This window comes from Kibdelosporangium phytohabitans, from assembly GCF_001302585.1.
Taxonomy (GTDB): domain Bacteria; phylum Actinomycetota; class Actinomycetes; order Mycobacteriales; family Pseudonocardiaceae; genus Kibdelosporangium; species Kibdelosporangium phytohabitans.
In genome coordinates, this window is the sequence record NZ_CP012752.1 from 4,527,327 (window position 1) to 4,554,191 (window position 26,865).

24 protein-coding genes are annotated in these 26,865 nt (G+C 69.4%); 15 read left to right on the forward strand and 9 right to left on the reverse strand.

What is annotated here, in order from left to right:
- Positions 1 to 75 precede the first annotated feature (75 nt).
- Genes AOZ06_RS20800 through AOZ06_RS20815 form a run of 4 tightly spaced genes read right to left on the reverse strand, consistent with a single transcriptional unit; the run spans position 76 to position 4,983 of the window.
- Positions 76 to 789 (reverse strand): GAF and ANTAR domain-containing protein, encoded by a 714-nt coding sequence (locus AOZ06_RS20800; RefSeq protein ID WP_236952317.1) that lies wholly within the window; start codon positions 787 to 789, stop codon positions 76 to 78.
- Between the two features lie 42 nt (positions 790 to 831).
- Positions 832 to 1,548, reverse strand: coding sequence for a DUF2306 domain-containing protein (locus tag AOZ06_RS20805; protein ID WP_054290935.1), 717 nt, complete (start codon positions 1,546 to 1,548; stop codon positions 832 to 834).
- A 37-nt stretch (positions 1,549 to 1,585) separates the two neighbouring features.
- Positions 1,586 to 4,642: an AfsR/SARP family transcriptional regulator gene (locus tag AOZ06_RS20810; RefSeq protein WP_054290936.1), complete on the reverse strand. Its 3,057-nt coding sequence runs from the start codon at positions 4,640 to 4,642 to the stop codon at positions 1,586 to 1,588.
- On the reverse strand, positions 4,642 to 4,983 hold the full coding sequence (locus tag AOZ06_RS20815) for a winged helix-turn-helix transcriptional regulator (RefSeq protein ID WP_236952319.1): 342 nt from the start codon (positions 4,981 to 4,983) through the stop codon (positions 4,642 to 4,644). The genes AOZ06_RS20810 and AOZ06_RS20815 overlap by 1 nt, the downstream gene beginning before the upstream one ends.
- Before the next feature lie 81 nt (positions 4,984 to 5,064).
- On the opposite strand from AOZ06_RS20815, the gene AOZ06_RS20820 reads away from it, so the two are divergent.
- Genes AOZ06_RS20820 through AOZ06_RS20830 form a run of 3 tightly spaced genes read left to right on the forward strand, consistent with a single transcriptional unit; the run spans position 5,065 to position 7,461 of the window.
- Complete coding sequence (locus AOZ06_RS20820; protein ID WP_054290937.1) at positions 5,065 to 5,934, forward strand: NAD(P)-dependent oxidoreductase; 870 nt, start codon at positions 5,065 to 5,067, stop codon at positions 5,932 to 5,934.
- A gap of 58 nt (positions 5,935 to 5,992) precedes the next feature.
- On the forward strand, positions 5,993 to 6,808 hold the full coding sequence (locus AOZ06_RS20825; protein WP_054296787.1) for an SMP-30/gluconolactonase/LRE family protein: 816 nt from the start codon (positions 5,993 to 5,995) through the stop codon (positions 6,806 to 6,808).
- Between the two features lie 59 nt (positions 6,809 to 6,867).
- Positions 6,868 to 7,461, forward strand: coding sequence for an alpha-ketoglutarate-dependent dioxygenase AlkB (locus AOZ06_RS20830; RefSeq protein WP_054296788.1), 594 nt, complete (start codon positions 6,868 to 6,870; stop codon positions 7,459 to 7,461).
- Positions 7,462 to 8,038: 577 nt separating this feature from the next.
- Here AOZ06_RS20830 and AOZ06_RS57895 read toward each other — a convergent pair.
- Entirely contained in the window at positions 8,039 to 8,842 is an 804-nt protein-coding gene (locus AOZ06_RS57895; protein WP_169798953.1) for a universal stress protein, read from the reverse strand.
- A 204-nt stretch (positions 8,843 to 9,046) separates the two neighbouring features.
- Between AOZ06_RS57895 and AOZ06_RS20840 the strand changes: the two genes are divergently transcribed.
- Complete coding sequence (locus AOZ06_RS20840) at positions 9,047 to 9,994, forward strand: hypothetical protein (RefSeq protein ID WP_054290939.1); 948 nt, start codon at positions 9,047 to 9,049, stop codon at positions 9,992 to 9,994.
- On the opposite strand, the gene AOZ06_RS20845 is transcribed toward AOZ06_RS20840, so the two are convergent.
- Positions 9,989 to 10,732 (reverse strand): DUF3800 domain-containing protein, encoded by a 744-nt coding sequence (locus tag AOZ06_RS20845; RefSeq protein ID WP_054290940.1) that lies wholly within the window; start codon positions 10,730 to 10,732, stop codon positions 9,989 to 9,991. The genes AOZ06_RS20840 and AOZ06_RS20845 overlap by 6 nt on opposite strands.
- 76 nt (positions 10,733 to 10,808) lie before the next feature.
- On the opposite strand from AOZ06_RS20845, the gene AOZ06_RS20850 reads away from it, so the two are divergent.
- The 6 genes from AOZ06_RS20850 to AOZ06_RS20875 all read left to right on the forward strand — a co-directional run bounded on the left by AOZ06_RS20850 (position 10,809) and on the right by AOZ06_RS20875 (position 15,297).
- Entirely contained in the window at positions 10,809 to 11,957 is a 1,149-nt protein-coding gene (locus AOZ06_RS20850) for a sialidase family protein (protein ID WP_063810076.1), read from the forward strand.
- A 104-nt stretch (positions 11,958 to 12,061) separates the two neighbouring features.
- A complete protein-coding gene (locus AOZ06_RS20855) occupies positions 12,062 to 12,412 on the forward strand; it encodes a hypothetical protein (protein ID WP_157233142.1) in 351 nt (116 codons plus the stop codon).
- The gene (locus AOZ06_RS20860) at positions 12,409 to 13,308 is read left to right on the forward strand and encodes an FAD:protein FMN transferase (protein WP_054290943.1); all 900 of its coding nucleotides are present in this window, start codon (positions 12,409 to 12,411) and stop codon (positions 13,306 to 13,308) included. Before AOZ06_RS20855 ends, AOZ06_RS20860 begins: the two co-directional genes overlap by 4 nt.
- Positions 13,308 to 13,847: a ferric reductase-like transmembrane domain-containing protein gene (locus tag AOZ06_RS20865; RefSeq protein WP_054290944.1), complete on the forward strand. Its 540-nt coding sequence runs from the start codon at positions 13,308 to 13,310 to the stop codon at positions 13,845 to 13,847. The genes AOZ06_RS20860 and AOZ06_RS20865 overlap by 1 nt, the downstream gene beginning before the upstream one ends.
- Entirely contained in the window at positions 13,844 to 15,100 is a 1,257-nt protein-coding gene (locus AOZ06_RS20870; RefSeq protein WP_054290945.1) for an NADH-ubiquinone oxidoreductase-F iron-sulfur binding region domain-containing protein, read from the forward strand. The genes AOZ06_RS20865 and AOZ06_RS20870 overlap by 4 nt, the downstream gene beginning before the upstream one ends.
- Positions 15,097 to 15,297 carry a ferredoxin gene (locus AOZ06_RS20875; protein ID WP_054290946.1) on the forward strand — a complete coding sequence of 67 codons (201 nt, stop codon included), beginning with the start codon at positions 15,097 to 15,099 and terminating at the stop codon, positions 15,295 to 15,297. Before AOZ06_RS20870 ends, AOZ06_RS20875 begins: the two co-directional genes overlap by 4 nt.
- 11 nt (positions 15,298 to 15,308) lie before the next feature.
- On the opposite strand, the gene AOZ06_RS20880 is transcribed toward AOZ06_RS20875, so the two are convergent.
- The 3 genes from AOZ06_RS20880 to rhaI are packed head-to-tail and all read right to left on the reverse strand — an operon-like array spanning position 15,309 to position 19,841.
- The gene (locus AOZ06_RS20880) at positions 15,309 to 16,664 is read right to left on the reverse strand and encodes a rhamnulokinase (RefSeq protein WP_054290947.1); all 1,356 of its coding nucleotides are present in this window, start codon (positions 16,662 to 16,664) and stop codon (positions 15,309 to 15,311) included.
- A complete protein-coding gene (locus AOZ06_RS20885; protein ID WP_054290948.1) occupies positions 16,664 to 18,673 on the reverse strand; it encodes a bifunctional rhamnulose-1-phosphate aldolase/short-chain dehydrogenase in 2,010 nt (669 codons plus the stop codon). The genes AOZ06_RS20880 and AOZ06_RS20885 overlap by 1 nt, the downstream gene beginning before the upstream one ends.
- A 1-nt stretch (position 18,674) precedes the next feature.
- Complete coding sequence (rhaI, locus tag AOZ06_RS20890; RefSeq protein ID WP_054290949.1) at positions 18,675 to 19,841, reverse strand: L-rhamnose isomerase; 1,167 nt, start codon at positions 19,839 to 19,841, stop codon at positions 18,675 to 18,677.
- 135 nt (positions 19,842 to 19,976) lie between these two features.
- Between rhaI and AOZ06_RS20895 the strand changes: the two genes are divergently transcribed.
- From AOZ06_RS20895 to AOZ06_RS20915, 5 genes are all read left to right on the forward strand, one after another.
- The gene (locus AOZ06_RS20895; RefSeq protein WP_054290950.1) at positions 19,977 to 20,978 is read left to right on the forward strand and encodes a LacI family DNA-binding transcriptional regulator; all 1,002 of its coding nucleotides are present in this window, start codon (positions 19,977 to 19,979) and stop codon (positions 20,976 to 20,978) included.
- Between the two features lie 516 nt (positions 20,979 to 21,494).
- Positions 21,495 to 21,743: a hypothetical protein gene (locus AOZ06_RS58405; RefSeq protein ID WP_054290951.1), complete on the forward strand. Its 249-nt coding sequence runs from the start codon at positions 21,495 to 21,497 to the stop codon at positions 21,741 to 21,743.
- Between the two features lie 7 nt (positions 21,744 to 21,750).
- The gene (locus AOZ06_RS20905) at positions 21,751 to 24,033 is read left to right on the forward strand and encodes a TOMM precursor leader peptide-binding protein (protein ID WP_054290952.1); all 2,283 of its coding nucleotides are present in this window, start codon (positions 21,751 to 21,753) and stop codon (positions 24,031 to 24,033) included.
- A 15-nt stretch (positions 24,034 to 24,048) separates the two neighbouring features.
- Positions 24,049 to 25,551, forward strand: coding sequence for a SagB family peptide dehydrogenase (locus AOZ06_RS20910; protein WP_054290953.1), 1,503 nt, complete (start codon positions 24,049 to 24,051; stop codon positions 25,549 to 25,551).
- Positions 25,552 to 25,700: 149 nt separating this feature from the next.
- Positions 25,701 to 26,861 (forward strand): sensor histidine kinase, encoded by a 1,161-nt coding sequence (locus AOZ06_RS20915; RefSeq protein WP_169798954.1) that lies wholly within the window; start codon positions 25,701 to 25,703, stop codon positions 26,859 to 26,861.
- Positions 26,862 to 26,865: the final 4 nt, after the last annotated feature.

Consider the following 26,865-nt stretch of genomic DNA (forward strand, 5'->3'; position numbering starts at 1 on the left):
AAGTGGTTAGAATTGCTCGATCCGGGGTAACCACATCGCCTGGGTAGACTGTTTCCGCAGGTCACGGTGATGTGGTCAGTTCCGGCGCAGTGATGTGAGCAACTCGCGCGCCACGATCGCCAGCTTCGTGTTGGTCTGCTGCGACTGATCGACGAGTCTGGCGAACGCCTCCTCTGCGTTGACCCCGTGCACCGCCATCAGCACCCCCTTGGCTTGTTCGATTTCCGCGCGCGACGCCATCGCGATCCGCATGTTGTCGGCCAGGTCACGCATCTTCGCGTAGCGCTGGGCGTTGTTGATGGTGATCGCGGCGGCCGTGGTGACCAGTTTCAGCAGTGCTTCGTCCAACCGGTCGAACGAATCCTGGCGGAAGCCGTAGACGTTCAGTGCTCCGATCAGATCACGTTCCGCCGGGCCGGACAGCGCCAACGGCGTCGACAGGTAGGCGAGGACACCGAACCGGACGGCGTCCGAGGCGAACTGGGGCCACCGGTCGAACGCCTCGGCCCCCGAGACGAGCACGGGTTCCCGCTGCCGCGCGGCTTCGAGGCACGGCCCGTCACCGGCGGCGTACTGGTTGTCGTCCACAGTGATCGCCCAGTCGTGGGTCGAGGCCGCGGTCTTCGGCCCCGTTCCGGAAAGGACGGTCACGCTCACCGCGTCCGCACCGCCGACCACTTTCAGAGCTGTCTCGACCAGGCGCTGCAGCGCCACCTCGAGCGGCTCCTCGGCGGCCAGCGCCGGCAACAGCAGTTCCACGTCTTCCAGTGCGTCCGTGGCCTCTGCCACTCTGCCGGGCGCTGAGGCATCTCTACCGCTCACGCCGACTATTTATACCCGCGCTTTGGCCCTGCGCCGCGCCACCTCGTCGCGCTGCAGCCACCACTCGGCGATCAGCAGCGGGATCACCCAGCCCAGCCACGTCGTCGCACCGGCCAGCGAGTACCCGAACAGCTTCTCATTGCCCATGAAGGTGGTGTCGAACTGCGGTCCGAGCCAGATCGCGAACACCACGGCCCAGACCCGGTTGGTGATGATCGACATGGTCAACGCGAAGCTGCGGATCATCCACTTGCGGTGGTCGACGAACAGCCGCCGCCGTGCCACGCGGTAACCCTTGTACGTGAACAACAGCCACAGCGGCGCCATCACGAGCCCACTGGACAACGCCGCCGGGCCGAACGGTGTGATGACGCCGATCACAAGCGCCGTCACCCCGGCCGGGAACACGCCGCCGAACACGTAGATCCGCCCGGCCAGCCGGTGGATGTGCCGGTAACGGGCGCGAAACCACGGCCACACCTGCAGCACGCAGGTCAGCATCGCGATCGACGCGAAGGTCACGTGGATCACCAGCAGCGGGTAGTGCCAGCCGAACTCCGGCTGCTGCACCCGGGACTGGGCGCGGTCGAAGGTCAGGTACCTCGGCAGCGAGAACGCGATGAACGCCACCGCGATGAAACCCAGCGGCACGATCCACGGCTTGCGCCACCACTTGCGGCCGGGCGCCGGGCTGGAACCGATGGTCTCGTCGAGCACGTTTGTCATGGCTTACCTCCCGGCCATGAACAGTGCTCGCGCCCGCTTACCGTCCGCGCACCAAACGCTGACGGTCCCGCTGACGCCGGGCACCGACCAGGTCGAGGGCCTCCGACTGGGTCATCCGCGCGCCTCGCTCGAACGCGTCGTCGAACGGCCCGGCGCCGGTCAGCGCGCGCACGTCGGCGATCAGCGCGGCGATCTCGGGATCACCGGAGAACGGCATGCCCTTGATCGCGACACCCGCGCCCAGCAGCACAGCGGCCAGCCAGCCGTCACCGTCGCGCAGCGCGAGCCCCGCCAGGCCGGCGGCGGCCCTGGCCACCAACGGCAGCGACCGGCCGGCGATGGCGGCCCTGATCGCCTCGTCGTACCGCTGCCGGGCAGCCGGGACGTCGCCTTCCAGCTCCGCCAGCCGGGCCAGCGCGGTCAGCACCCGAGCCCGGTACTCGTGCAGGCCGAACGGGCCGCTGGTGCACTTGCCCAGCGCGAGCTCCTGCATGCGGCGCGCGGTGGCGAGGTCGCCGTCGAACCGGGCGACCTCCCCGAGCCCCCAGTACGCCAGCGCCAGGTTCTCCGCTGTGCCGTTGCGCCGGGCCAGCGACACCGCTTCCTCGTAGTCGGCTCGCGCCGCCGCCAGTTCACCCGCGTGTGCCAGGTTCTCCGCGCGGCGGCACAACAGCGACACCGTGTCGTCGATCGACCCGAGCTGGCCGACCAGCTCCATGGCCTCGGTGATCACTTCCACGAACTCCTGCCCGTCACCGCGGCTGTCGGCCACGTGCGCCAGGCCGTCCAACGCCAGCACCGTGCCCAGCCGGTCGCCGGTCTGCCGGAAACCGGCCAGCGCCCGCCGCAGCTTCGCGTCACCCGCGTCGACCTCGCCGTCGAAGAAATGCAGCAACGCCGTGCCGAGCGTGGTGAACGCCTCCGCCCACAGGTCGTCGTCCAGCAGCGGCCGCGCCGGTTCGCCCGTCGGCGGCCCGGTCGCCGCCGCCCACAGGAAGGCGCTGTGCGGTCGCCGGATGGCGCCACGCGGGGTGGTCATGAACTCCTCGGCGTGCTTGAGGTGGTCCTGCCATTCCACCGCGTCCAGCCTGCCCCACGCCGCTTGCAGCACGCACAGCACGTACTCCTCGTCGAGGTCCGCGGGCGGGTGCGTGCCGATCCGGGCGAGCAGGTCCACGGCCAGCGGCGCGGCGAGGCCGCGCAGTCCGCGCAGGTACCAGTACAGCGCGAACGCGCCGAACATGCGCAACGCCAGCGTGGTGTCGTTGGCGACCGCCCAGCGCAGCGCGGCGTGGATGTTGCCGCGGTCGGCGTCCAGCCGGTCGAGCCACTCCAGCTGTTCGCTGCGGCGCAGGTGCGGACTGGCATCCTCGGCCAGTTCGTGGAAGTACCGGGCGTGCGCGGCGTCCAGCGGCTCGGTCAGGTGCTCGGCGCAGAACGCGTGGATGGTGTCCAGCATCCGGTAGCGTCCGCCCGAGTTCTCCACCAACGACTTCTCCACCAGGCTCGCCAGCAGGTCCGCGGTCCCGGGGACCTGGCAGACCCGCTCGGCGGCGGCCAGCGTCGCTCCGCCCGTGAACACCGTGAGCCGGGCGGCCAGCAGTTGCTCGGCGGGCTCCAGCAGGTCCCAGCTCCACTCCACGGCGGCCCGCAGCGTCCGGTGCCTCGGCGCGGCCGTGCGTTCTCCCCGTGACAGCAACGCGAACCGGTCGTCCAGCCGGGCGGCGATCTCGGTGAGCTCCAGTGCCCGCAGCCGGGCCGCGGCCAGCTCGATCGCCAGCGGGATCCCGTCCAGCGCCACGCAGATCCGCCGCACCGCGTCAGTGTTGTGGCCGGTGACGCGGAAACCCGGCGAGATCGCCGCCGCGCGGTCGGCGAACAGCTGCATGGCCGCCGTGTCGGGCAGCGACGGCAACGGGCACAGGTGCTCGCCGGTGATGACGAGGGCTTCCCTGCTGGTGGCCAGGATCCGCGTGTCCGGACAGGCGTTGAGCAGCCGGTGCACGAGCGTGGCCGCGTCGGCGACCACGTGCTCGCAGTTGTCCATGATCAGCAGGATGGGCCGGTCCTCGAGCGCGGCGACCACGCGTTTCACCGGATCCCGGCCCGCGGCGGTCAGCAGGCCCGCGTCGCGCACGCCCAACGCGGTCAGCACCGCTTGCGGGATGTCGGCGCCGTGCGTCAGCGCGGCGAGGTCGACGAAGCACGTCTCCCTGGCCTGCCGTGCCGCGACCTCGACGGCCAGCCGGGTCTTGCCCGCACCGCCGGGACCGGTGATCGTGACCAGTCTCGTGCCGGTGAACAACTCGGCGATCCGGTCGAGCTCCGTGGCGCGGCCGACGAAACTGGTCAGCTGGGCGGGGATGGTCGAGTTCGGCTGCCGCTCGCCTTTGAGCACCGCCATGTGGATGCCCGCCAGCTCGGCCGACGGATCCGCGCCCAGTTCGTCCGCCAGTGTGCGCCGCGCGTTGCCGAACTCGGCGAGCGCCTCGGCCGGGCGGCCCGCCGCGTGCAACGCCAGCATCAGCTGACCACGCGGGCGTTCCCGCAACGGATGCCGCTCGATGTGGGCGCGGAGCTCGGGGATCACAGCGGTGTGCTTGCCCAGCGCGAGCTGGGCGTCGAACAGGTCCTCGACAGCCGCGAGTTTCAGCTCGTCCAGCCGCGCGGTGGCCGCGTCACCCAACGCCACCACTGGCCCACGCCACAACGCCAGCGCCTGGCCGAGCGCGTTCGCGGCCCGCGCCGGGTCACCGTGGGCCAACGCCCGTGCGCCGTCTTCGGCCAGGCGCTCGAACTGGTGCACGTCAACGCTTTCCCGGTCGACGGCGATCCGGTACCCGGTGGGGTGGAACTCGATCAGCCCGTCCGGCAGGGTCCGGCGCAGCCGCGAGACCTGGGACTGCAACGCGGCGGTCGCACCACTCGGCGGCTGATCGCCGTACAGGCCGTCCAGCAACCGCTCGACAGGCACGACGCGGCCCGCGTCGAGCAGCAGCACGGCGAGCAGCGCGCGTTGCCTCGGCCCGCCGACAGGCAGGGATTCCCCTTCCGCCGAACGGATCTCGACGCCGCCGAGGATGCCGAACCGCACTACAGGCCCCGATCCAGCGCCTCGATGGTCGCCATGTTCCGCTCGCCCCACGCACCGAGCGGGGTCATCGCCGTGATCAGCGACTCGCCGAGCTCGGTGAGCGTGTACTCGACCTTCGGCGGAACCTGGTGGTACAGCTCGCGATGCACGAGCCCGCACGCCTGGAGTTCCTTCAGCTGGAGGATGAGCACGCGCTCGGAGATCCCGGCGACCCGGCGGCGCAGTTCACCGAAGCGCAGCGCGCCGTCGATCAGCTCCCACAGGATCAACGCCTTCCACTTGCCGCCCATCACGTCCAGCGCGGCGTCCAGCCCGCACGTGTACGTCCGTCTCTTCAGCACCGGACCCCCACACAAAAATGTCAGTACCCGTCAAAATTGTAGGTACTTGAGAGAATGTCTGTAAAGGTGGAGATTCTTTACATGGATCAACACACACCGGTGACGGTGATCGGTCTCGGCTCAATGGGAAGGGCATTGGCGGAGGCGTACATCAAAGCAGGGCACCCCACAACGGTGTGGAATCGCACGGCGGGCAAAGTCCCCGCGCTGCGTGACAACGAGGCCGCGGACGTTTCCACGGCCGTCAAGGCAAGCCCGCTGGTCATCGCGTGCCTGACCACGTATGAAGCCACGAAATCGGCTCTCGAACCAGCGGACCTGGCAGGCCGGACGCTGGTCACGCTGAACTCCGGCGCCCCGGCCGGAGCGCGGGAAATGGCCGAATGGGCGGCCGGACGCGGAGCGGAGTACCTGGACGGCGCGGTGAAGAATGTGCCCGCGGCGGTGGGGGATCCGGGCACATTGCTGTACTACAGCGGTTCTCGAGCCGTGTACGACCAGTATTTCCCGGTTTTGCGTGTTCTGGGCGGCGACACCGTGTACCTGGGTGCCGAACCGGACCTGGCCGCCTTGTACGAGTACGCGGTCGGCGGGACTCTGCTGCCCGCGTTGCTCGGCTTCTTCCAGGGCGCGGCCGTGGTCACGGCGCGCGGCCTGCCCGCCGCGAGCATGGTGCGGTTCACGGCGAAGTGGCTGGAGATGATCGCGTCGGTCCTGCCGGACATGGCCGACGAGATCGACTCGGGGCGGTACGGCGATCCGGCGTCCGCGGTCGGCCTGTTCGAGGCGGGGATCGCCCACGACGCGTCCGTGGCGGCGGAGTTCGGCGTGGACACCTCGTGGCAGGAGGGGATGCACGAGATCCTCCGGCGCGCGGTGGCCGCCGGGTACAGGGACGACAGTGTCTCGTCGTTGATCGAGATGATCCGGCGGCCACAGGTGTCGATCTGACCGACCGGTGTTCGTATAGGTGGTGCGAGAGCCCATCGAGGACGAACGAGGTGCCGTGATGACCGAACCGAAGACCCTGCTCAGTGGCCTGGGGATCCCCGAGTCGCCGAGGTGGCACGACGGCAGGCTCTGGTTCTGCAACTGGATCGAGCAGCAAGTCGTCGCCGTCGGCATGGACGGCGCGACGGAGGTGATGGCCGTACAGGTCGGGCGCCTGATGGGATGGTCCATCGACTGGCTGCCGGACGGCACGCTGCTGACGACCGGCGACAAGCTGCGCCGCTACACGCCGGACGGCGGCGCGGTCGTCGTCACGGAGCAAGGCGCCAACGAGATAGTGGTCGACAGCCGCGGGAACATCTACATGAACGGAGCGGACTTCGACTTCGCCGGTGGCGAGGCACCGAAACCCGGCTACATCAAACTACTGACGCCGGACGGTGAACTCCGCCAGGTCGCCGAGGACATCCAGTTCCCCAACGGGATGGTCGTCACACCGGACAACTCGACACTGGTGGTGGCCGAGTCCTTCGCCGGCCGCCTGACCGCGTTCGACATAGCCGAAGACGGCGGACTGTCCAACCGCAGGGTGTTCGCCGAAGGCCTCGGCCCGGACGGCATCTGCCTGGACGACGAAGGCGCGATCTGGACATCGACCGGCGAGAACACGGTCGTCCGCGTGGCCGAGGGCGGGAGAATCCTCGACCGGATCGAACTCGGCGCGAACCAGGCCCCGTTCGCCCTGGCCACAGGGGATGGGAACCTGTTCATCCTGACAGCCGAGTGGCGTGCGGCGGACGGGATGACGGAAAACCTGGACCGTCTCACCAACGGCCCCCGGACAGGACAGGTCCTCACCCTGCGGACAAGGTGACTCGAACGAGTGTTCGAGAACGGTGTACTGTGATCAGCGTGCAGGGATCACTGTTCGACATGGCGGACACCATCAGCCTCCGCCCGCTGACCGGCCCGCGGCGGACGCCGCTGGCCGAAGGCGCATGGGTCGACCTCCTGCCGGGCTGGCTCAGCGGGGCGGACGAGCTGTTCGCCACCCTGGCCCAGGACGTGCCGTGGTACGCCGAGAAACGCCAGATGTACGACAGAGTGGTGGCGGTCCCCAGACTGTTGTGCTTCTACAAGGAAAACGATGCCTTACCGCACCCGATCCTCACCGAAGCCCGTGCGGCGCTGACGGACCACTACCGCCCAGAACTCCGGGAACCGTTCCGCACAGCGGGCCTCTGCTACTACCGCGACGCCAACGACAGCGTGGCCTGGCACGGCGACCGCGTAGGCCGCGGCGCGACAGAGGACACGATGGTCGCGATCCTGTCCGTCGGCGCAGCCCGAGGCCTGTGGCTGCGGCCGAGAGGCGGCGGCGAAACCCTCCGATTCTCGGTGGGACACGGAGACCTGCTGGTGATGGGCGGCTCCTGCCAGCGAACCTGGGAGCACGCCGTACCCAAAAGCAGCAGGGCGGTGGGCCCGAGGGTCAGCATCCAGTTCCGCCCAGCCGGAGTCAGATAGCCGCTCACCTTGCTTGCTCGGTAGCAGCGTTCCTCGGCGCGGCGGCTGACCAATGGCGCTGACGTGCCCAGCCGCTTGTGGCGTGTTCTTCGTTGGCTGCTGCGCGGGGCTTTCGGCAAGCACGGATGGCTGGTGTAGCTGACTTTGTGGTCGCGGTATGGGTGATTTGGCAGGCGGTGCTGTGGTGTGCGGTGGATGGCTGGTAGGTGTCCAACGCAGGGCAAGCAGCGCTGGCAACGGCAGCCCTGCCTTGGCAGTTGCAGGCCAGGGAGAACAGTGGCGCTGCTGCGCCCGGCAGTGCTCGTTGGCGGCCTGAGCGATAACCGGCTCGTTGGTGGCACGCACTTTCTCAACCTGTGGTCCACGGCATCCGGCGAGGCCACACTCCGCACAACCAACAGCGCTCGTTGATGGCGCAAGCGACGACCGGCCCGCCGGGTGGGCGCGCTCATTTCTGAGGCTCACGGCACCCGGACGGCCCAGTGCGCGCAGCGGCACGAACGACATGGAACAAGCAGCACCGGGTTCCATGTCAGATCGTGCCGACCACCATGACCGACTGAGAGGACACGGGAACTCAGGGGCGAACCACCAGAACCGGACACGGAGACAGGTGCAAAGCTGTCCGGGTCACCGGCGACAACCGCTCGGGCTGGCTGCCCGGACCCATCACCAGCAGGTCGCTTCGGGTGCAGGTCTCCACCGCCTCGTGCGGGCGGCTCCTGACCATGTGCAGGCTCGGTGTCAGCGTCGGCGCCACTTTCGCGACCAGCCGCCGTGCCCTGTCCAGCACGTCGTTCGGCTGCCCGGCCGACACGGAGCGGGGCCCGGGAAGTGGCCACGCGTGCACGATCCGCAGTCCGTCCCGGTAGCGGGTCGCTATTTCCGTTGCCCGGCGGACAATCAACTCATCGTGTTGCCCACCTACCGCAGCTGTCACCCATCCGTGTTCAGCGCGGACGGCTCGTGGCTCTCCGCGCACCACCACCGTGTCGCACTGGCTTCCGGTCACCACGGGCAGCACCAGGTGCCCGATGCCCAGGTTGTGGTGGCTGTGACCGTGGTGACCCAGCACCAGCAGGTCCGTGTCCGCGCTGGCGGTCAGCAGGGTGTGCTCGGGGGTCTCCGATGTCGTCACCGAGGCGTGCAGCCACCGGTAGACGTCCAGTCTTCTGGCAATCGCCTGGTCGTCGCTGGTCTTCGCCGAGTAGACCTTCAACCCCGCGTTCACCAGCCATGCGTGCCGCAACGCCCACTCCAGCGCCGCGTCACCCCATGTCGAGCCGTCAGTTCCGATCGTGACACGAGGCCGGTGCCGCACGGGCGACGATTGCTGCGCCGGAACGGCCACCGCGCGCCTCGTGGCCGAGGTAGCTGTCATCGAGCCTCCTGAAAATGGCCACCTGAATGGCAGCCCAGAAATCACCGCGGTCCACGGTAGCCCTGTCGCAATGGCTGCGGTAGGCCCAGATGCGTATCTCATCTGGCCTTCACCGTCCACCATGGACCTTCCGGGCCGCGGTGCCGATCGTTTACCACCCCCGCGCAGTGGCAACCCGATAGGGGGACGACCCTTGGAGGTGCCATGTACCGGAGCCGTCCAGCTGGTGCACCAGCGCGAATCGGGATCGCGGACGTCCAACGCGTCGAGCAGGCCGCACGGGATCTCAGAGCGTTGGACTACCGGTTCGGCGGCGGGAGTTGCCACGGCACGGTGCTGTCGAAACTTCCCGGCGCACGGGCCATGCTCGGCGGAACTGTCCCTGTCCGGCTGACCCGCAGGCTCGACGCGGCGGTCGCGGACATGCACAACGTGGCTGGCTGGACGTTGTTCGACAACGGCGACGCGACGCCTGCGCTGCACCACTTCACGGCCGCGCTGGATCTGGCCACCCGCTCGGGGGACAAGGCGATGATCGCGAACATCCGGTACCGGATGGGCCGGGTGCACCTGCATCACAACGCGGCAGGCCGTGCGCTCGCGGAGTTCGGCCGGGGCCGTGCCGCCGCGATGGCGGCCAACTGCATGCTGGCGGCCGCGATCCTGTCGGCCAACCAGGCGTGGGCGTACGCCAAACTCGGCCGCGCCGAGGAAGCGATCGAGGCGCTGGCGGTGATGCGCACCGAGTTCGACGCCGCGGACAGCGACGACGTTCCCAGTTGGGCGGCGTTCTTCACCGAGACCGACGTGGTCGCCATGATCGGGTCCGTCCACACCGACCTCGCCCGGTTCGTCGACAACCGGTACGCCAGGCAGGCCGTGCCCGCGCTCGAGGCCGCGATCGGCTCATACGGCGATGGGATGGCCCGCAGCCGCGCGTTCTGCCTGATCTCGCTCGCGGTCGACCGGCTGCTGCTGCACGACGTCGACACGGCGGTGGACGTCGGTTGCGAGGCCTTGCGGCACAGCCGTGCGATCAAGTCCGTGCGGTTGCGAGATCGCTTGCGCCCGTTGGAGAACGAGGCACGGCGGTGGGGCGGCGCGGACGAGCTGGCCGAAGGGATCCGGACAATGCTGCCAGCGGCCTCATAGCAGACGGCCGCGCGTCTCACCCCAGATCGACATTGGATCCACATAGGGCCGCAGGGCGTCGACGAGTTCCCAGTCGCCGCGGCCGTTGAGCTCGTCGGAGGCGATCCGGCGGGCGACGCCTGCGAGGAAGTCGGCGACCTGCACGCGCGCGTCGTCGCGGGAGTCGACGAACCGCACGTCCGTCAGCCGTTCGCCGAGCATCTGCCGCAGCAGCGAGATCCGCTCCCCGGTCAACAGGTTCTGCCGGTCGTGCACGATGGCGACGGGCTCGCCCGCGCCCCATCGGTCCACCGCGCGCACGATCGCCGGGATGAGCAGATCGAGTTGATCGCGGTGCCCGGTGCGAAGTACATCGGTGTAAGTCCGGAGCACCGACCGGTCCGCGTGGTAGATCGCCGTCAGCTCCTGGTCCGGTGCGAGCAGCTCGACGATCTTGCCTGCCACGAAGTACGTCTTCTCGGTCAGGTGCACCATGGCGTGCCCGAACATCGGGCCGTCCGGGCTGAGCAGCCACAGCAGCACCGTCCTGTGCTTTTCCCGCAGCAGGTGGTTGGCTTTGTACTCGAGCGCCGGTGAACGAATTCGCGCACGCAGCTCGAGGACGCACGCCTCGGCCGCCTCGGCCGGGAGCAGCACGCTCGCGTGGGCGAACACGTCCGTTATCCCGTCGATGAGGTTGCTGCCTTCCGAGCCGGACTCATCACAGGCGACCTCAGGAGATAACCCATTCGTGCGCATTGTGGCTCCACAATAGATGCGGCTACCACACGCCGGGCTACCATTTCGCCGTTACCCGGAGTAACGGAGGAACGCCGTGCGGAGTCTGGTCGTCCCGATGATCACCATGCTGCTGACGGCGATTCCCGCGGAAGCCGGACAACAAAGGCAAGTGCTGTACGACGGCGGCAGCAGTTACCCGCGTGTCATCAGGCTCGACAACGGCCGGATCCTCGCCAGCGTCACCACCAACGACGGATCGCAGGGTGTCGGCGTGATCATGGCGAGTGACGACGACGGCCGCTCGTTCGCGCAGATCGCCACCATCCGTGACCCCGCCGCCGCGGAAGGCCGCGGCATCTGCTGCTCGACGCTGTTCGAACTGCCGTCCGCGCTCGGTGCGTTGCCGAAGGGGACCGTGCTGTGGGCCAACACCGCCGAGTACACCGCGCCGCTGGCGACCAAGCGGGTCAAGCAGCGGCTGTGGGCCAGCGCCGACCGCGGCGGCACCTGGCGGTTCCTGTCCGACATCGCGGTCGCGCCCAACGAGCACAACACGTGGGAGCCGAGCCTGTCCATGGCCGAGGACGGCGCGCTCGTCGCGTTCTTCTCCGACGAGACCGACAAGGCCAAGCACGACCAGAAGCTCGTCCAGGTCCGGTCGGTCGACGGTCTGAAGTGGACGCACCACCGGGACACCGTGGTCAGCGACGAGTGGAACGTCCGGCCCGGCATGGTCAACACGATCAGGCTGCCGGACGGCAGCTACTTCATGACCTACGAGGTCTGCAACAACGACAGGATCCACCTCTGCAGCGCGTACTTCCGCCGTTCGGCCGACGGCTGGGACTACGGCGATCCCCGTGACCTCGGCACGCTGGTGAAGACGTTCGACGGCAAGCAGGGGCGGCACACGCCCGTGCCCGCGTGGAGCCCCGGTCCCGGCCCGAAGGGCACGATCCTGGTGATCACCGAGATGCTCGTGCACAACGGCGGCGCGATCGCCGAGGGCAACGGCGGCACGATACTGGCCAACGACGACTTCGGCGAGGGACCCTGGTACGAGATCCCGGCGCCGATCCACGTCGCGGGCGTGGACAACGAGGGCTGCCGCAACTTCAGCCCCGGCCTGCTGCCGTCGGCCGACGGCAAGTCGGTGCTGGAGGTGACCACCGACTACGACCAGGGCGTCTGCAAGACCTACCACGCCACCGGACCGCTCCGACGGACATCCCTCAGCCGCTGATCAGAGCACCTGTTCACCGGGATTTTGAACCCGGCGCCACCCGGTTACGTGTGAGCAGCGAGTTGGACTCCTGCACGAGTTGGATCACCGGGGAGGCGGACACGATGGCGCAGCGACTGAACCCGGCCGCGCGGGACGCGGCGGCCAGCCGGGTCACGTTCATCACGACCGGCGTCGTCTCGCTCGGCCTCGCCGGGACGATCGGCCTCGGCTACGGCATCGCCGACATGGTCAAGGCCGAGAAGGCCGTGAAGGCGCAGCAGGCCGGGCAGGTGCGGGACACGGCACCGGTCCCCGAGCCGGAGCCGGACACGATCCCGCAGGGCCAGGTCCCGCCGAAGCAGACCGGGCGGCAGTCGTACCCGGGCACGACGCCCGGCAGGCAAACGCCGAAACCCGCACCCAAGCCGAAGCCGACCACCAAACCACCGGCCACGTCGTCGGGTGGATCATGACCACCGGGGTGAGGTTCGACGCCATCGGCACCACCGCGCACGTGCTGGTCACCCAGCCGGACACGCTGCCCGTCGCCGAAACGGTGTTGCGCTGGTTGCTCGGTGAACTCGACCGGGCGTGCAGCCGGTTCCGTGCCGACTCCGCGCTGAGCCTGTTGAACCGCACGGGTTCGGCGACACATCCGGTGCTGGCGCAGGCGGTCGGCGTGGCACTGCGGGCGGCCACGGACACCAACGGGCTGGTCGACCCCGCGCTGGGGTCGTACATGATCACGCTCGGCTACGACCGCACCTTCGCCCAGGTCCCGAAGCGCGGACCGGTCACCGCCGGCATCGACACGCCACCGGTTCGCCAGGCGTGGCGGGACATCAAGGTCACCGGTGACACCGTCACAGTCCCTTCCGGAGTCGAAGTGGACCTCGGGGCCACCGCGAAGGCGTGGGCGGCCGACCTCGCCGCCCGGCGCATCGCCGGCGAGACCAAGGCGGGTGTGCTGGTGAACCTCGGCGGTGACATCGCGGTCGCCGGTCGCGCGCCGGACGAGGGCTGGAGCGTGCGGGTCACCGCCGACCACACCAGTGACGAAGGCGGCCAGGTGGTGGCGATCGACTCCGGCGGCCTGGCCACGTCGAGCGTGGGCGTGCGCACCTGGCAGCGGGGTGACCAGCGGTTGCACCACGTCCTCGACCCGGCGACCGGATTCCCGGCCGCCCGGTTCTGGCAGTACGCAAGCGTTTCCGCGGCCTCGTGCGTCGCGGCCAACACAGCATCGACCGCCGCGCTCGTGCTCGGCGACCGCGCACCGAACTGGCTCGCCGCGCGCCGGCTCCCCGCGCGCCTCGTGGCGACAGGCGGTGCCGTCACCACGGTGGCCGAATGGCCTGAGGAGGAGTGATGACGTTCCTTGGCGAAAGCACGTACTGGTACCTGGCAAGGGGGAGCGGGATCGTCTCGCTCGTGCTGTTCACTGTCGCGGTCTCGCTGGGGCTGTTGACGGCCGGGCGTGCGGGCTCGCGGCGCTGGCCCCGGTTCGTGACCGAGTCGTTGCACCGCAACATCTCCATGGCCTCGCTGCTCTTCCTGGCGATCCACGTCGGCTCGGTTGTGCTCGACACCTACGTGTCCATCAGCCTCGCCGAGGCGTTCATCCCGTTCATCGGCACCTACTCACCGCTGTACCTGGGCCTCGGCGCGATCGCGCTCGACCTGATCCTGGTCCTGGTGCTGACCGGGGTGCTGCGCACGAAGATGCCGTACCGCGCCTGGCGGTTCATCCACTGGGCGGCGTACGCCAGCTGGCCCGTCGCCGTGGCGCACACCGTCGGGGTCGGCACGGACCAACTCTGGGCGTTGATCACGATCGGTGTCAGTGTCGCTGTGGTGCTCGGGTGCGGCAGCCTGCGTGTCGTGTCGTTGCGGAGGCGGTCGCTGTGAGTGCGCCGCAACAACGCTATGACGGACGCCCGCGTCTGCTGGGCAGACAGGCCGCGTCCATCACCGAGCACATGCGTGCGGTCGGTCCGCTGCCCACGAGTGCCGTCCCGCAGCTGATCGACATGGTCACGGCGTCCGGGCTGCGTGGCCGAGGCGGCGGTTGGTTCCCCAGTGGACGCAAGATGGCGAGCGTCTCCGGCCGGGGCAACCGGTACGTCGTGGTGAACGGGATGGAGAGCGAACCGGCGTCGGGCAAGGACAAACTGCTGCTGCGGCTGGCTCCGCACCTGGTGCTCGACGGTGCCGAACTGGCCGCGCTCGCCGTCGGCGCGGACCGGATCACGGTCGCCGTCCACCGCGGCACCGGACTGGCCGGGCACGTGGTGAGCGCGATCGCCGACCGGGTGGCGGCCGGATGGGGCGAGATCGAGATCGACGTGACCGAGCCGCCGAGCTGGTACGTCTCCAGCGAGTCGACCGCGGTGGCCAGTTTCGCCGGCGGAGGTGAGGGACGGCCGAGAGCGGACTCGGCCAGGGTGTCCGGTGTCGGCGGGCGGCCGACCCTGGTGTCCAATGTGGAAACGTTTGCGCACGTCGCGTTGATCGCCCGCTACGGCCCGAACTGGTTCCGCCAGGCCGGCACGGCGGACGCGCCCGGCACCGCCTTGCTCACGGTCAGCGGCGCGGTGCGCAACCCGGGCGTGTACGAGCTGCCGGTGGGCGTCAGCGGCGAGACGATCCTGCGGGTGGCCAACGGGTTGCGTGAACCGATCTCCGCGTTGCTGGTCGGTGGTTACGGCGGGGCGTGGATCCCGCCGACCCAGCTGCACCGGCCGTTCTCGCCGGAAGGCCTCGAACCGCTGGGCGCGTCGCTCGGCGCCGGGATCGTGGTGGCGTTGCCCGCGCGGACGTGCGGCCTGTTCGAGACCGTCCGTGTCAGTTCGTGGATGGCCGCGCAGACGGCCAAGCAGTGCGGCCCGTGTTTCAAAGGCCTGCCCGCGATCGCCGACGACTTCGCGATGATCGCCCGTGACTGCTCCCGCGAGGCCTACGAACGGCTCCGCTTCCGGCTCGGCGTGGTCAACGGCAGGGGAGCGTGCGCGCACCCCGACGGCGTGGTGAAGTTCGTCGACTCGGCGCTGAGGACGTTCGCGCTGGACATCCGGCGGCACCTGTCCGGCCAGCCGTGCCACGGCGGCCCCCGTGTCCTGCCCATTCCCGAACTGCCCGCCGAAAGCGAGGACTGGCGATGACCGAACAGCTGAAAGTCGACATGATCGCCTGTGACGGCCACGGCGTGTGCGCCGAACTGGTGCCCGAGCTGATCGGCCTGGACGAGTGGGGCTACCCCGTCCTGGCCAACGCCCCGGTGCCGCGGGAACTGCGCAAGCACGCGCGCAAAGCGGTCACGTTGTGCCCCAAACTCGCGCTGAGTCTCGGCAACCGCTGATCAGCCCGTGGTCAGAGGCCGATGCGGTCCGCCGCCGACTGCCACGACGTGCGTGACCGGCATGGTTGGTACGACGCGAAAGCGGGCGGTGGCGAGGCGTGCACACCCGCTGCTCTGGCTTGGACGAGCACGTTCCCCAGTGCGCTGGCCTCGACTGGCCCGGCCAGCACCGCAATCCCCGAGGCGTCAGCGGTCAGCTGGCACAGCAACGAATTGCGCGCCCCGCCGCCGACGAGGTGGATGAAGTCGATGTCGTGTCCTGCCAGACGCGCGGCCGTTCGCAACGTGCGGGCGTGTGCCAGCGCCAGGGATTCGAGGATCGTGCGGACCATCGCGGCCCGCGTGGGCGGTTCCGGCTGCCCGGTCCGGGCGCAGTACGCGGCGATCCGGGCGGGCATGTCGCCGGGGGCGAAGAACGACGGGTCGTCCGGGTCGACGACCGCCGCGAACGCCGGTGCGCGCGTCGCGGCGGCCAACAGCGGCGGCAGCGGCACGTCCCACACCCGCAGGCATTCGTTGAGCAACCACAGGCCCATCGTGTTGCGCAGGAACCGCACCGATCCGTCCACCCCGGACTCATTGGTGAAATTCGCCGCGCGCGCGTCGGGTGTGAGCACGGGCGCGTCCAGCTGCACGCCGACCAGCGACCACGTCCCGCACGAGATGTAGGCGGACCGAGGGCTGGCGAACGGGACAGCGGCGACAGCGGACGCGGTGTCGTGCGAGGCCACGGACACGACACTGCTGGATTCGAAGGTCCCGACGTGCTCGCCGGGCTGCCGCAGCGCGGGCAGCAGCGACTCCGGGAAACCCAGCCGCGACACGATCGCGGGTGACCACTTTCGGGTGGTCGCGTCGAGCAGGCCGGTGGTGGACGCGTTGGTCACCTCGGCACCGATCGTGCCCGTCAGCCAGTAGCCGATCAGGTCGGGCAGCAGCAGCATCGTATGCCCGGCCAGGCGTTCAGGCGGTTCGGTCATCAACTGGTAGATCGTGTTGAACGGCAGGTGCTGGATGCCGGTGATCGCGTAGAGCTCAGGCAGCACGGCACTGACCCGCTCGGCCACACCGTCGACACGGGGATCGCGGTAGCAACGGACGTCCCCGTCCAGCGTGCCGGTCGAGTCGAGGAGCCCGTAGTCCACGGCCCACGAGTCGATGCCGATCGACACCGGCGTCCCGGCCAGGCGCAACCCGGCCAGCACCGAGTCGCGGATCTGCCCGACGTCCCAGCGCAACCCGCCGCCGGGACGTTCACGCGGCCCGGTGGCGAACCGGGTGAGTTCGGTCAGCGAGATCTCGCCGCCGTCCACGGTCCCCAGCATCACCCGGCCGCTGCTGGCGCCCAGGTCGACGGCGGCGAACATCAGCGCAGGAAGGCCGCGGCGACCCCGGCGTCGACCGGGATGTGCACACCTGTCGTGTGCGACAGGTCGCCCGCGGTCAACACGAACACGGCGTTGGCCACGTGGTCAGGCAGCACTTCTTGTTTCAACAGTGTCCGCTGGGCGTAGAACTCGCCGAGCTTCTCCTCGGGCACGCCGTAGACCGCGGCCCGCTGCGCGCCCCACCCGGACGCGAAGATCCCGGAACCACGCACCACGCCGTCCGGGTTGACCCCGTTGACCCGGACGCCGTGTTCGCCGAGTTCGGCGGCGAGCAGCCGGACCTGGTGCGCCTGGTCGGCTTTGGTAGCGCCGTACGCGATGTTGTCCGGCCCGGCGAACACCGAGTTCTTGCTGACGATGTAGACGATGTCGCCGCCCATGCCCTGCGCGATCATCACCCGCGCGGTCTCGCGGGCGACCAGGAACGAGCCGCGCGCCATCACGTCGTGCTGGCGGTCCCAGTCCTCGACCGTGGTGTCCAGCAACGACTTCGACACCGACAGCCCGGCGTTGTTCACCACCAGGTCGACGCCGCCGTACGCCAGGCACGCCGCCGCCACGGCTTCGGCGACCGCGTCCTCGGACGTGACGTCCGCGATGACCGCGGTGCCGCCGATCTCGTCGGCGACGTCGGCCACGGCCTGGGCGTCGCGGTCGGCGACGACGACACACGCGCCCTCGGCGGCCAGCCGTCGCGCGATCGCCTTGCCGATGCCGGAGCCACCGCCGGTGACCAGCGCGACCCGGGTGGCCAGCGGTTTGGCCGCGGGCATCCGGCGCAGCTTGGCCTCTTCCAGCTCCCAGTACTCGATCCGGAACTTCTCCGACTCCGGGATGGGGGCGTAGCGGGACACCGATTCGGCGCCGCGCATCACGTTGATCGCGTTGACGTAGAACTCGCCAGCGACCCGCGCGGTCTGCTTGTCACGCCCGAAGCTGAACATCCCGACGCCCGGCACCAGGATGATCGCCGGATCGGCGCCGCGCATCGGCGGCGAATCGGGGGAGGCGTGCCGCTGGTAGTAGGCGGCATAGTCGGCGCGGTAGCGCGTGTGCAGTGTGCCCAGCCGGGCGATCACCTCGTCGACCGGCCCGGTCGGCGGCGTGTCCAGCACCAGGGGCGCGATCTTGGTGCGCAGGAAGTGGTCCGGGCAGGACGTGCCGAGCGCGGCCAGTCGCGGGTGTTCGGCACGGGACAGGAAGTCCAGCACCTCGGCGCTGTCGGTGTAGTGCCCGATCTGCCGGTAGTCGGTGGACGCCAGCCGACGCAGCACCGGGAACAGCGCCGCCGCCCACGCGTGCCGCTCGCGTTGCGGCAACGGCTCGCAACCGGGCACGACCGGGCCGAACGGCTCGGCTTTGCCGTTGCGCGCCAGGTAGTCCTCCGCCGCGCGGATGATCTCCAGCGAGTTCGCCTCGCACTCCGTGCTGGTCGCGCCCCACGCCGTGATCCCGTGCCCGCCGAGGACACACCCGATCGCGCCGGGGTTGCCCGCGTGGATCGCGGCGATGTCCAGCCCCAACTGGAAGCCTGGCCGCCGCCACGGCACCCACGCGACCCGGTCGCCGAAGACCTTGCGCGTCAGCTCCTCGCCGTCGGCCGCGGTGGCCAGCGCGATCCCCGAGTCGGGGTGCAGGTGGTCCACGTGGGGCGCGTCGACAAGGCCGTGCATCGCGGTGTCGATGCTCGGTGCCGCACCGCCTCGCCCGTGCAGGCAGTAGTCGAACGCGGCGACCATCTCGTCCTCGCGGTCCACGCCCGGGTACACGCCGACCAGCGAACGCATCCGGTCCAGCCGCAGCACCGCGAGGCCGGACGGCTGCAGCGTGGCCAGGTCACCGCCGGAACCCTTGACCCACATCAGGTCTATGTCGGCGCCGGTCGCCGGGTCGAGGCCCTTGCCCTTGGCCGAGACGTTCCCGCCCGCGTAGTTGGTGTTGCGCCGGTCGGCGCCCAGCGCGTGCGCCCTGGCCAGCAGCTCGTCCACGTCACGCTCCCCATCCGGCGGCGTTGCCGCCGACGCGCTGCGCCGCGATCCTGTCCTGGTGCCCCGAACGCCGGTACGCGCCGATCGGATCGGGGTCGATGCCCATGTCCTGCCGCACCTGTGCCAGCAGCGGCCGGACGTCGGTGTTGTACGCGTCCATCACGACCTCGTTCGCGCCGAGCACGTCACCGTCCACTTGGGACTTGCGGAGGGCCTCCGCGTCGACGAGCAGCGCCTTGGCGGTCGCCTCCTGGACGTTGAGCACCGACCGGATCAGCGCGGGGATCTTCGGCTCGATGTTGTGGCACTGGTCGAGCATGAACGCGACGCCCGCCGCCGGGTCGAGCCCGCGGCCCAGCACGATCTCGGTCATGATCCGGAACAGCTGGAACGGGTCGGCCGCGCCGGCCATCAGGTCGTCGTCGGCGTAGAACCGGGAGTTGAAGTGGAACCCGCCCAGCCGCGAGCGGTGCAGCAGGAACGCCACGATGAACTCGATGTTCGTGCCCGGCGCGTGGTGCCCGGTGTCCACGAGGACCCGCGCGCGCGGCCCGAGGTCGACGCAGTGCGCGAAGCTGGTTCCCCAGTCGGGGAGGTCGGTGGCGTAGAAGGCCGGTTCGAACAACTTGTACTCGAGCAGCATCCGCTGGTCGCCGGTCAGCCGCTCGTACACCGCGTGCAGTGCCTCCGACAACCGGTCCTGCCGGGCGGTGATCGAGTCCTGCCCCGGGTAGTTCGTACCGTCCGCGAACCACAGCGACAGGTCACGCGACCCGGTGGCGGCCATGATGTCGACGCATTCCAGCAGGTGGTCCAGTGCCCTGCGGCGGACAGCCGGATCCGGGTTGCAGACGCTGCCCAGCCGGTAGTCGTCCTCCTGGAACACGTTGGGGTTGATCGCGCCGAGGGTGATGCCGCGGTCACGGGCGTGTGCGGCCAGCGCGGCGTAGTCGTCCACCTTGTCCCATGGGATGTGCAGCGCCACGCTGGGGGCCACGCCGGTGTACTGGTGCACGGTCGCTGCGTCGTCGACCTTCTCGTAGGCGTCACGCGGCACGCCCTGCTGGGCGAAGACCTTGAACCTGGTACCCGAGTTGCCGAACGCCCACGACGGGGTCTCGATGCGCTGCGCCCGCAACGCGGCCCGCACGGCCTGGCTGTCAGCCATCCGCCCTCCTGGCGCTGAAACGTTTCACCACGCTCCGTGCCAAGTTAGCCCCGCGCCGCGGGAGGCGTCAAGGTGCCTGGTCACCCCCGTGATGACTGCCGTGATGATCGGCTCGGGGGTTGATACCCTTCGGCAATGGCGCCGAGTATCAAGGATGTCGCCGTCCGCGCGGGTGTCTCCATCGGCACGGTGTCCAATGTGCTCAACCGGCCGGACAAGGTCGCCGAGGCCACACGCGACCAGGTGCTCGCCGCCATCGCCGAGCTCGGCTTCGTCCGCAACTCGTCGGCCGCGCAGCTGCGCGCGGGCACCAGCCGCTCGCTCGGCCTGATCGTGCTGGACATGGCGAACCCGTTCTTCCACGACGTGGCCAAGGGCGTCGAGGACATCGCCACCGAACTCGGCTACGCCGTGGTGCTGTGCAACTCCGACGAACAAGCCGCCCGCGAGGACCGTTATCTGCAGGTCCTCGAGGAGCAGCGGGTCAGGGGAGTGCTGATCACGCCGGTCGAGGTCAGCTCCGAACGGCTGGACGCGCTGCGCAGGCGCGGCACGCCGACCGTCCTCGTCGACCGGCACGACCCGCGCGTCAACTGCTGCTCGGTCGCCGTCGACGACGTGGCCGGCGGGCAACTCGCCGGCGTGCACCTGGTGGCGAGGGGGCACCGGCGGATCGCGTACTTCACCGGCCCGCTGACCATCCGGCAGTGCGCCGACCGGCTGGAGGGGCTGCGGTCCGCGGTCAGGGACGCGGGGCTCGACCCGGACACCGCGGTCGACGTGATCGAACTGCCCGCGTTGAAGGCCAGGATCTCCTACGAGGCCGCCCGCGCGGTGTTCGAGCGGGCGACCGACGTGACGGCGGCCTTCTGCGCCAACGACCTGCTGGCCCTCGGCCTGCTGCGCGCCGCCGTGAGCACCGGTCGCCGCGTGCCGGGCGACATCGCGATCATGGGGTACGACGACATCGAGTTCGCCGCCGACGCGGCCGTCCCGCTGTCCTCGATCAGGCAGCCGACGCTCCACATAGGACGAAACGCGGCCGGGCTGCTGCTCGAGGAATGCGACTACCCGGACACCCACGACCACCAGCAGGTGATGTTCAAGCCGGAACTGGTCGTCCGCGAGTCGACCTGACCATCCCGGTCCCGCACCGCCGAATGACGCAATCCACCTGGTCGCAGGTACCTGCACCGCGAACCCGGGTCATGGGTCCCGCGGGCCCTCGATGCCCGGCCGAACGGGTCTGTCTCAAGCAGACGTTCAAGACAACCGGCCTTTGAATCCCGGCCCCCGGCCGGCGACGGCGTTTTGGAGAACGCTGCGGTGACTAACGGGTTACCGCATTCTTGAATGGTGTTTTCCGTGGGTGAGTTCGTCACTCCGCTCACCCGTGCCCACCACTGGCGATCACTGTGCGCTACGGGTCGCGCACCACCGGCCCACCCCCTGCGATCAAGGGCCTGACCTGCGCAGGGGGCGCTCAGGCAGCACCTATGAGATTTTCATGATCCACGTATGGGTTTCTCCCGTTCCGGGCAGTGATGGATCTGCGAAGGCATTGATTAGAGCGACACTGGTACCCACGTCGACCCGGGCGCAAACTTTTCAGCGACACCAATTCCAGCGGGGAATCCGAGATAGGGGCCCACCGTGATCGCCACCGTGACAACCACCGCCGCGACCACCGCCGCGACCGCCGCCGTGACCACTGCCGCGACGTCCACCCTGACCGACACCATCGAGACCTTCTTCGCGGGCATGGATCTGCGCCCGTCCGGCACCGACATCGTCATCGACCAGCTCGACCAGTGGCGCAACCCGAAGCACGCGGTCGCCGGGTTCACCCAGACCTTCAACCTCGTCATCGTGGCCGGCCACGACTTACCGGCGGGGAGCTGACCCGGCCATGACCGGCCAGGGTGCGCCGACAGGCCGGGTGGTCGGGTTCAAACGACACCTGCGCGTCGAAGTGATCAAGGGCGAGGCCGTGTACCTCTTCTCGGAGCGCGGCGTGACGGCGCTGAAGGGCTCGGACGCCGAGGCCCTCGCGCCGCTGCTGGACAGCACCCGCGACCTCCCGGGCCTGCTCAGGGACGTCCCCGCCGGTGTGGCCCCCGAACAGGTCGGGAGGTTCATCGCCCGGCTGGACGAAGCCGGGCTGATCACCCTCGGCCCGCCGCCGGGAAACGGTACGGCCGAGCGAGCGAGGGCGTACTGGGAAGCGGCGGGCACGGACGCCGACACCGCCGTGGCCGGCACGGCGGGCAAACACATCCAGGTGATCGCGGCGGGCGACGCCGACCCGGCCGCCGCCGTCGCCGCGTTGCGGCAGGCCGGACTGACCGCACGGGTCGGCTCCGGCGAGCTGACCACCGACGACCCGGCGGACCTGTCGGTCGTGCTGTGCGACGACTACCTCTCGCCGGACCTCGCGGACATCGACGCGGTCCACCGGACCATGCGCAGGCCGTGGCTGCTGGCCAAGCTCGCGGGCGCGCAGGTGTGGCTGGGACCGTTCTTCGACTCGCCCGAACTGGGCTGCTGGCACTGCCTGGCCAGCAGACTGTGGGCACACCGGGACGCCGAGGCGCACGTCCAGGCCTCGCTGGGACGGGTGGGGCCCGCGTCCCGCCCGGTCGCGTCGCTGCCCGCGCTGGACGCGATGGCCACCGGGATGCTGGCCGTCGAGGTCGCCAAATGGCTTGCCGGGTACAGATATCCGGGACAACGGGCGGTGCTGACGTTCGACAGCCTCGACCTGACCGCCCGGCACCACGAGTTCCACCGCCGCCCGCAGTGCGCGCTGTGCGGCGACCCGACCCACATGCGCGCACAGGCCCACCGGCCCGTGCTGCTGTCGCCGCAGCCGAAGTCGCCGGACAACGCGGGCGGGCACCGTTCGCTTCCACCGCAACAGGTCCTTGACTCCTACCAGCACCTGATCAGCCCGGTCACCGGCGTGATCAAGGAGATCACCCGGCACGAGACCGGACCGGAGTTCTTCAACTCCTTCCGCGCCGGGCACAACGTGGCCGTACGCCGCCGTTGCCTGTTCAACCCGCACGCCGCGCCGCGCGCGGAGAACGGCGGCAAGGGCGTGACCCCGTTGCACGGCAGGGTCAGCGCCATGTGCGAGGCGCTCGAACGGCACTCCGGGTTCTTCCACGGCGACGAGGAACGCGTACGCGGCAGCTACAAGTCGTTCGGCGACCGCGCGATCCACCCGTCCAGCTGCCAACTTTTCGACGACCGGCAGTATCCGGGCCGGTCAGCGTGGAACGCGGCGCACTCGCCGTTCCAGCACGTGCCGGATCCGTTCGACGACAACGCCGTCCTCGATTGGACACCGGTATGGTCGCTGACGCGTGAGCGGCATCGGTTGCTTCCCACGGCGATGCTCTACTACGGCGCACCGCCGGAAGCCGGCTCGGTCTCGCTCTACGCGGACTCGAACGGCAACGCGGCTGGCAGCTGCCTGGAAGACGCTGTCCTGCAAGGACTGCTTGAACTGGTGGAGCGCGACTCGGTGGCGATGTGGTGGTACAACCGCACCCGGCGGCCCGAAGTGGACCTGGCCGCCTTCGGCGACCCGTGGATCGACGAGCTGCGGGAGGTCTACGCCGGTCTGGACCGCGAGGTCTGGGTGCTGGACGTGACCGCCGACTCCGGGATCCCGGTCCTGGTCGCGTTGTCACGGCGGACCGGCGGCGGGAACGAGGACATCATGTTCGGCTTCGGCGCACACCTCGACCCGAGGGTGGCGATGCGCCGGGCGCTGACCGAGATGAACCAGCTCATGCCGGTCGTGGTGGACGGCTACACCTGGACCGAGCCGGAACCGCTGAACTGGTGGCAGAACGCGACCGTCGCCAACCAGCCGTACCTGCGGCCGGACCCGGCGGCCCGCCCGCTGGTGCCGTCCGACTACGGCTACACGCCGGCACCCGACCTGCTCGACGACGTGACACGGGTCCGCGGCCTCGTCGAAGGGCTCGGCCTGGAAGTGCTGGTGCTCGACCAGACCAGGCCGGACATCGGGCTGCCGGTGGTCAAGGTGGTCGTGCCGGGCATGCGCAGCTTCTGGGCCCGGTTCGCGCCGGGACGGCTGTTCGACGTGCCGGTGCGGCTCGGCTGGCTGCCCCGGCCGACCCCGTACGACGAGCTGAACCCGATCCCACTGTTCATATAGACGAAAGTTGGGCCTGTGCAGTTCCCGCACCCCACCGACGAGCCGGACCGCGTCCGGCTCTGGTCCTTGCGCGAGGACGCGTTGGTGGAGACCGGCTCGGACGACTCCCTGCTGGTGTTCACCCGGTGGGGGGACATCAAGATCGACGATCCGAGCCCGGTGGTGCGCGAATGGCTCTACCGGATGAGCCTCGGCCCGGTGTCGCTGGAGAACCTGCTGCCCGCCCGGCCGGGCAACCACCACCGCCCGGTCGAGGACGACCCGGACTACGGCCAGGTGCGCCGGGTGCTGACGAAACTGGGCAGCTGCGTGGTGCACTCCCTCGGCCTGGCCGACATGGGCGGGCCGCTGCTGTCGGCCGTGCCGATCTCCCGCAAGGCCGCGTTCGAGCTGCCGGCGATCGACGTCCGCCGCCCGGTCCGGCTGTCGCGGTTCGCCGCGATGCGGGCCAGTGACAGCGAGGTCGTGCTCGAGTCGCCGCTGGCCCGTCACCGCGTGGTGTTCCACCGTTCGCTGGCCACGCGCGTGATCGGCTCGCTCGGCAAGGCCACGACCGTGGCGGATCTGGCGCCCGCCCTGGATGTGCCGGAGGCGTTGGTCGCCGACATCGTCACGTATGTGGCCGCGGTGGGGATGATCGTGTTGGGGGAGAACGGAGGCAGCGCGTTCACGGCCCGGTTCGCCGAGGACACCGACCCGTCGCTGACGGTCTGGTCGCACAACGATCTGCTGTTCCACTCGCGCAGCAAGCTGAGCAGGCCGGACGCCCCGCACCGGGCGGTGTACCCGCGCGGCGACAAGCTGCCACCGCCGCCCGCGGTCAAACCGGTGCCGGACGGCCCGCGATATCCGTTGTACAAACCGGTGCTGGCGGAAATCACCGCGGCCGACCCGAAGTTCACCGAGGTTCTGGAAAACCGGCGGTCGTTCCGCAAGTTCGGACGGCGGCCGTTGTCCGCGCGGCGGCTGGGCGAGTTGTTGTTCCGCGCGGCTCGTATTCGCTCGGTCCGTCCGGCGGAAGGCGGCGGGGTCAGTTACGCGGTTTCCGACCGGCCTTATCCTAGCAGTGCGAATCTGCACGAGCTCGAGTTGTACGTGACTCTCGACCACTGCGCCGATCTGCCGCGTGGTATATACCACTACGATCCGCTCGGCCACGCGTTGACGCTTATCAATACGTCGCCGGACGAGGTGGGGGAATTACTGGACGACGCGAAGGCGGCGACCGGTGCAATGCAACGCCCGCCCGCGCTTATCACGATGACCGCGCGGATGGGAAGGTTGTCCTGGATGTACAACGGGATCGCCTATGCCACTACACTGCGGCACGTCGGTGTACTGCAGCAGACGCTCTATCTGGTCGCTACCGCGATGGGCCTGGCGCCCTGTGCGCTTTCCCCCGGGGATATGGAAGTGGCCGACAGCGCGTTCCTGCTCCAGTGGCCGTCCGAAGTCACCGTCGGCGGGTTTGTGGTCGGGGTACGACCCGAAGTCGTGACCGAGATACCCGCCGGTTAACCGACCTTGCTGCAGCTTGCTGCAGGGACTGTCGACGCAGGTTGACGTGTACCCTCGTAGCATGCCGAGCGTGTGATGCCCCTGGGGGGAGAATGAGCCGAGACTCGGACGGTGTCGACTTATCCGTCAGCTCGACACTCGCCCCAAAGGTGGCACAGTCGGTCGTCGCCACGGTCTTTAGCTGTATCGCGGTGCTTGCTTTTGTCCGGGTGCTGACTTCCGAAGTCGGCTTCCTCGGCACGGCGCTGTCGACGCTCTACCTCATCGTCCTGCTGTCGATACAGATTTTGTGGACTTCCCGGCGAGCCGCCGAACTCTCGCCGCCGCTGCGCTATACGGCGCTGTTCGTCCAGGCCTGCCTGGTGTACTTGCCGCTGCTCCAGTTCAAGGAATCCTGGGTCGGGTTGCCCGGATTCCTCGCGGGCAGCGCGCTTGTCGTGCTGCGGCCGCCGTACGGCTGGATCACGGCCGGACTCGTCGTGGTCAGTATGGCTTTCACACAGGCCGCGCTCAGCCCGGACCAGATCGAGCCGATCGTATACATAACTCTGTCGACAACGCTGACCGCGCTGCTGATTTACGGATTGACCTGGCTGTCGACCCTCGTGACGCAGTTGCATTCGGCGCGTGAGGAATTGGCGAAGATGGCGGTCGCGCGGGAGCGTTTGAGATTCGCCCGCGATCTGCACGACCTGCTCGGGTACAACCTCTCCGCCATCACCCTCAAGAGTGAGCTGACCCACCGCCTGGTGCTCAAACACCCGGCGCGCGCCCGCGAGGAACTGGTCGAGATCCTGCAGATCTCCCGCCAGGCACTGGCCGACGTGCGCGCGGTCGCCAGCGGCTACCGCGAGATGTCGCTGGACGAGGAGTGCGTGTCGGCCCGGTCGGTGCTCGCCGCCGCGGACGTGCACGTGCGGATGGACGTCGGCTACCGCGACCTGCCCGTGCGGGTCTCCACCGTACTGGCGACGGTGTTGCGGGAAGGCATCACGAACCTGTTGCGGCACAGCAAAGCCGAGTTCTGCGAGATCTCACTGCGGCAGGACAGCACGACGGTGACGATCGTGATGCTCAACGACGGCGTGCCCGACGACCCGATCGACTCCCGTGAGGACGGTGGGCCCGGTGGCAGCGGGATCCACAACCTGTCGGCGCGGGTGACCGAACTCGGCGGCGACCTGGTTGCCGATTTCCTGCCGGAGAAGCGCTTCCGGCTGTGCGCGACGATGCCGTTGTCCGGCCAGGCGGATCAGCGCGGCAAAGGCAAGGACGACGACTTGGACCCGCCGCTGCGCGTGGTTTCGTGAGCCG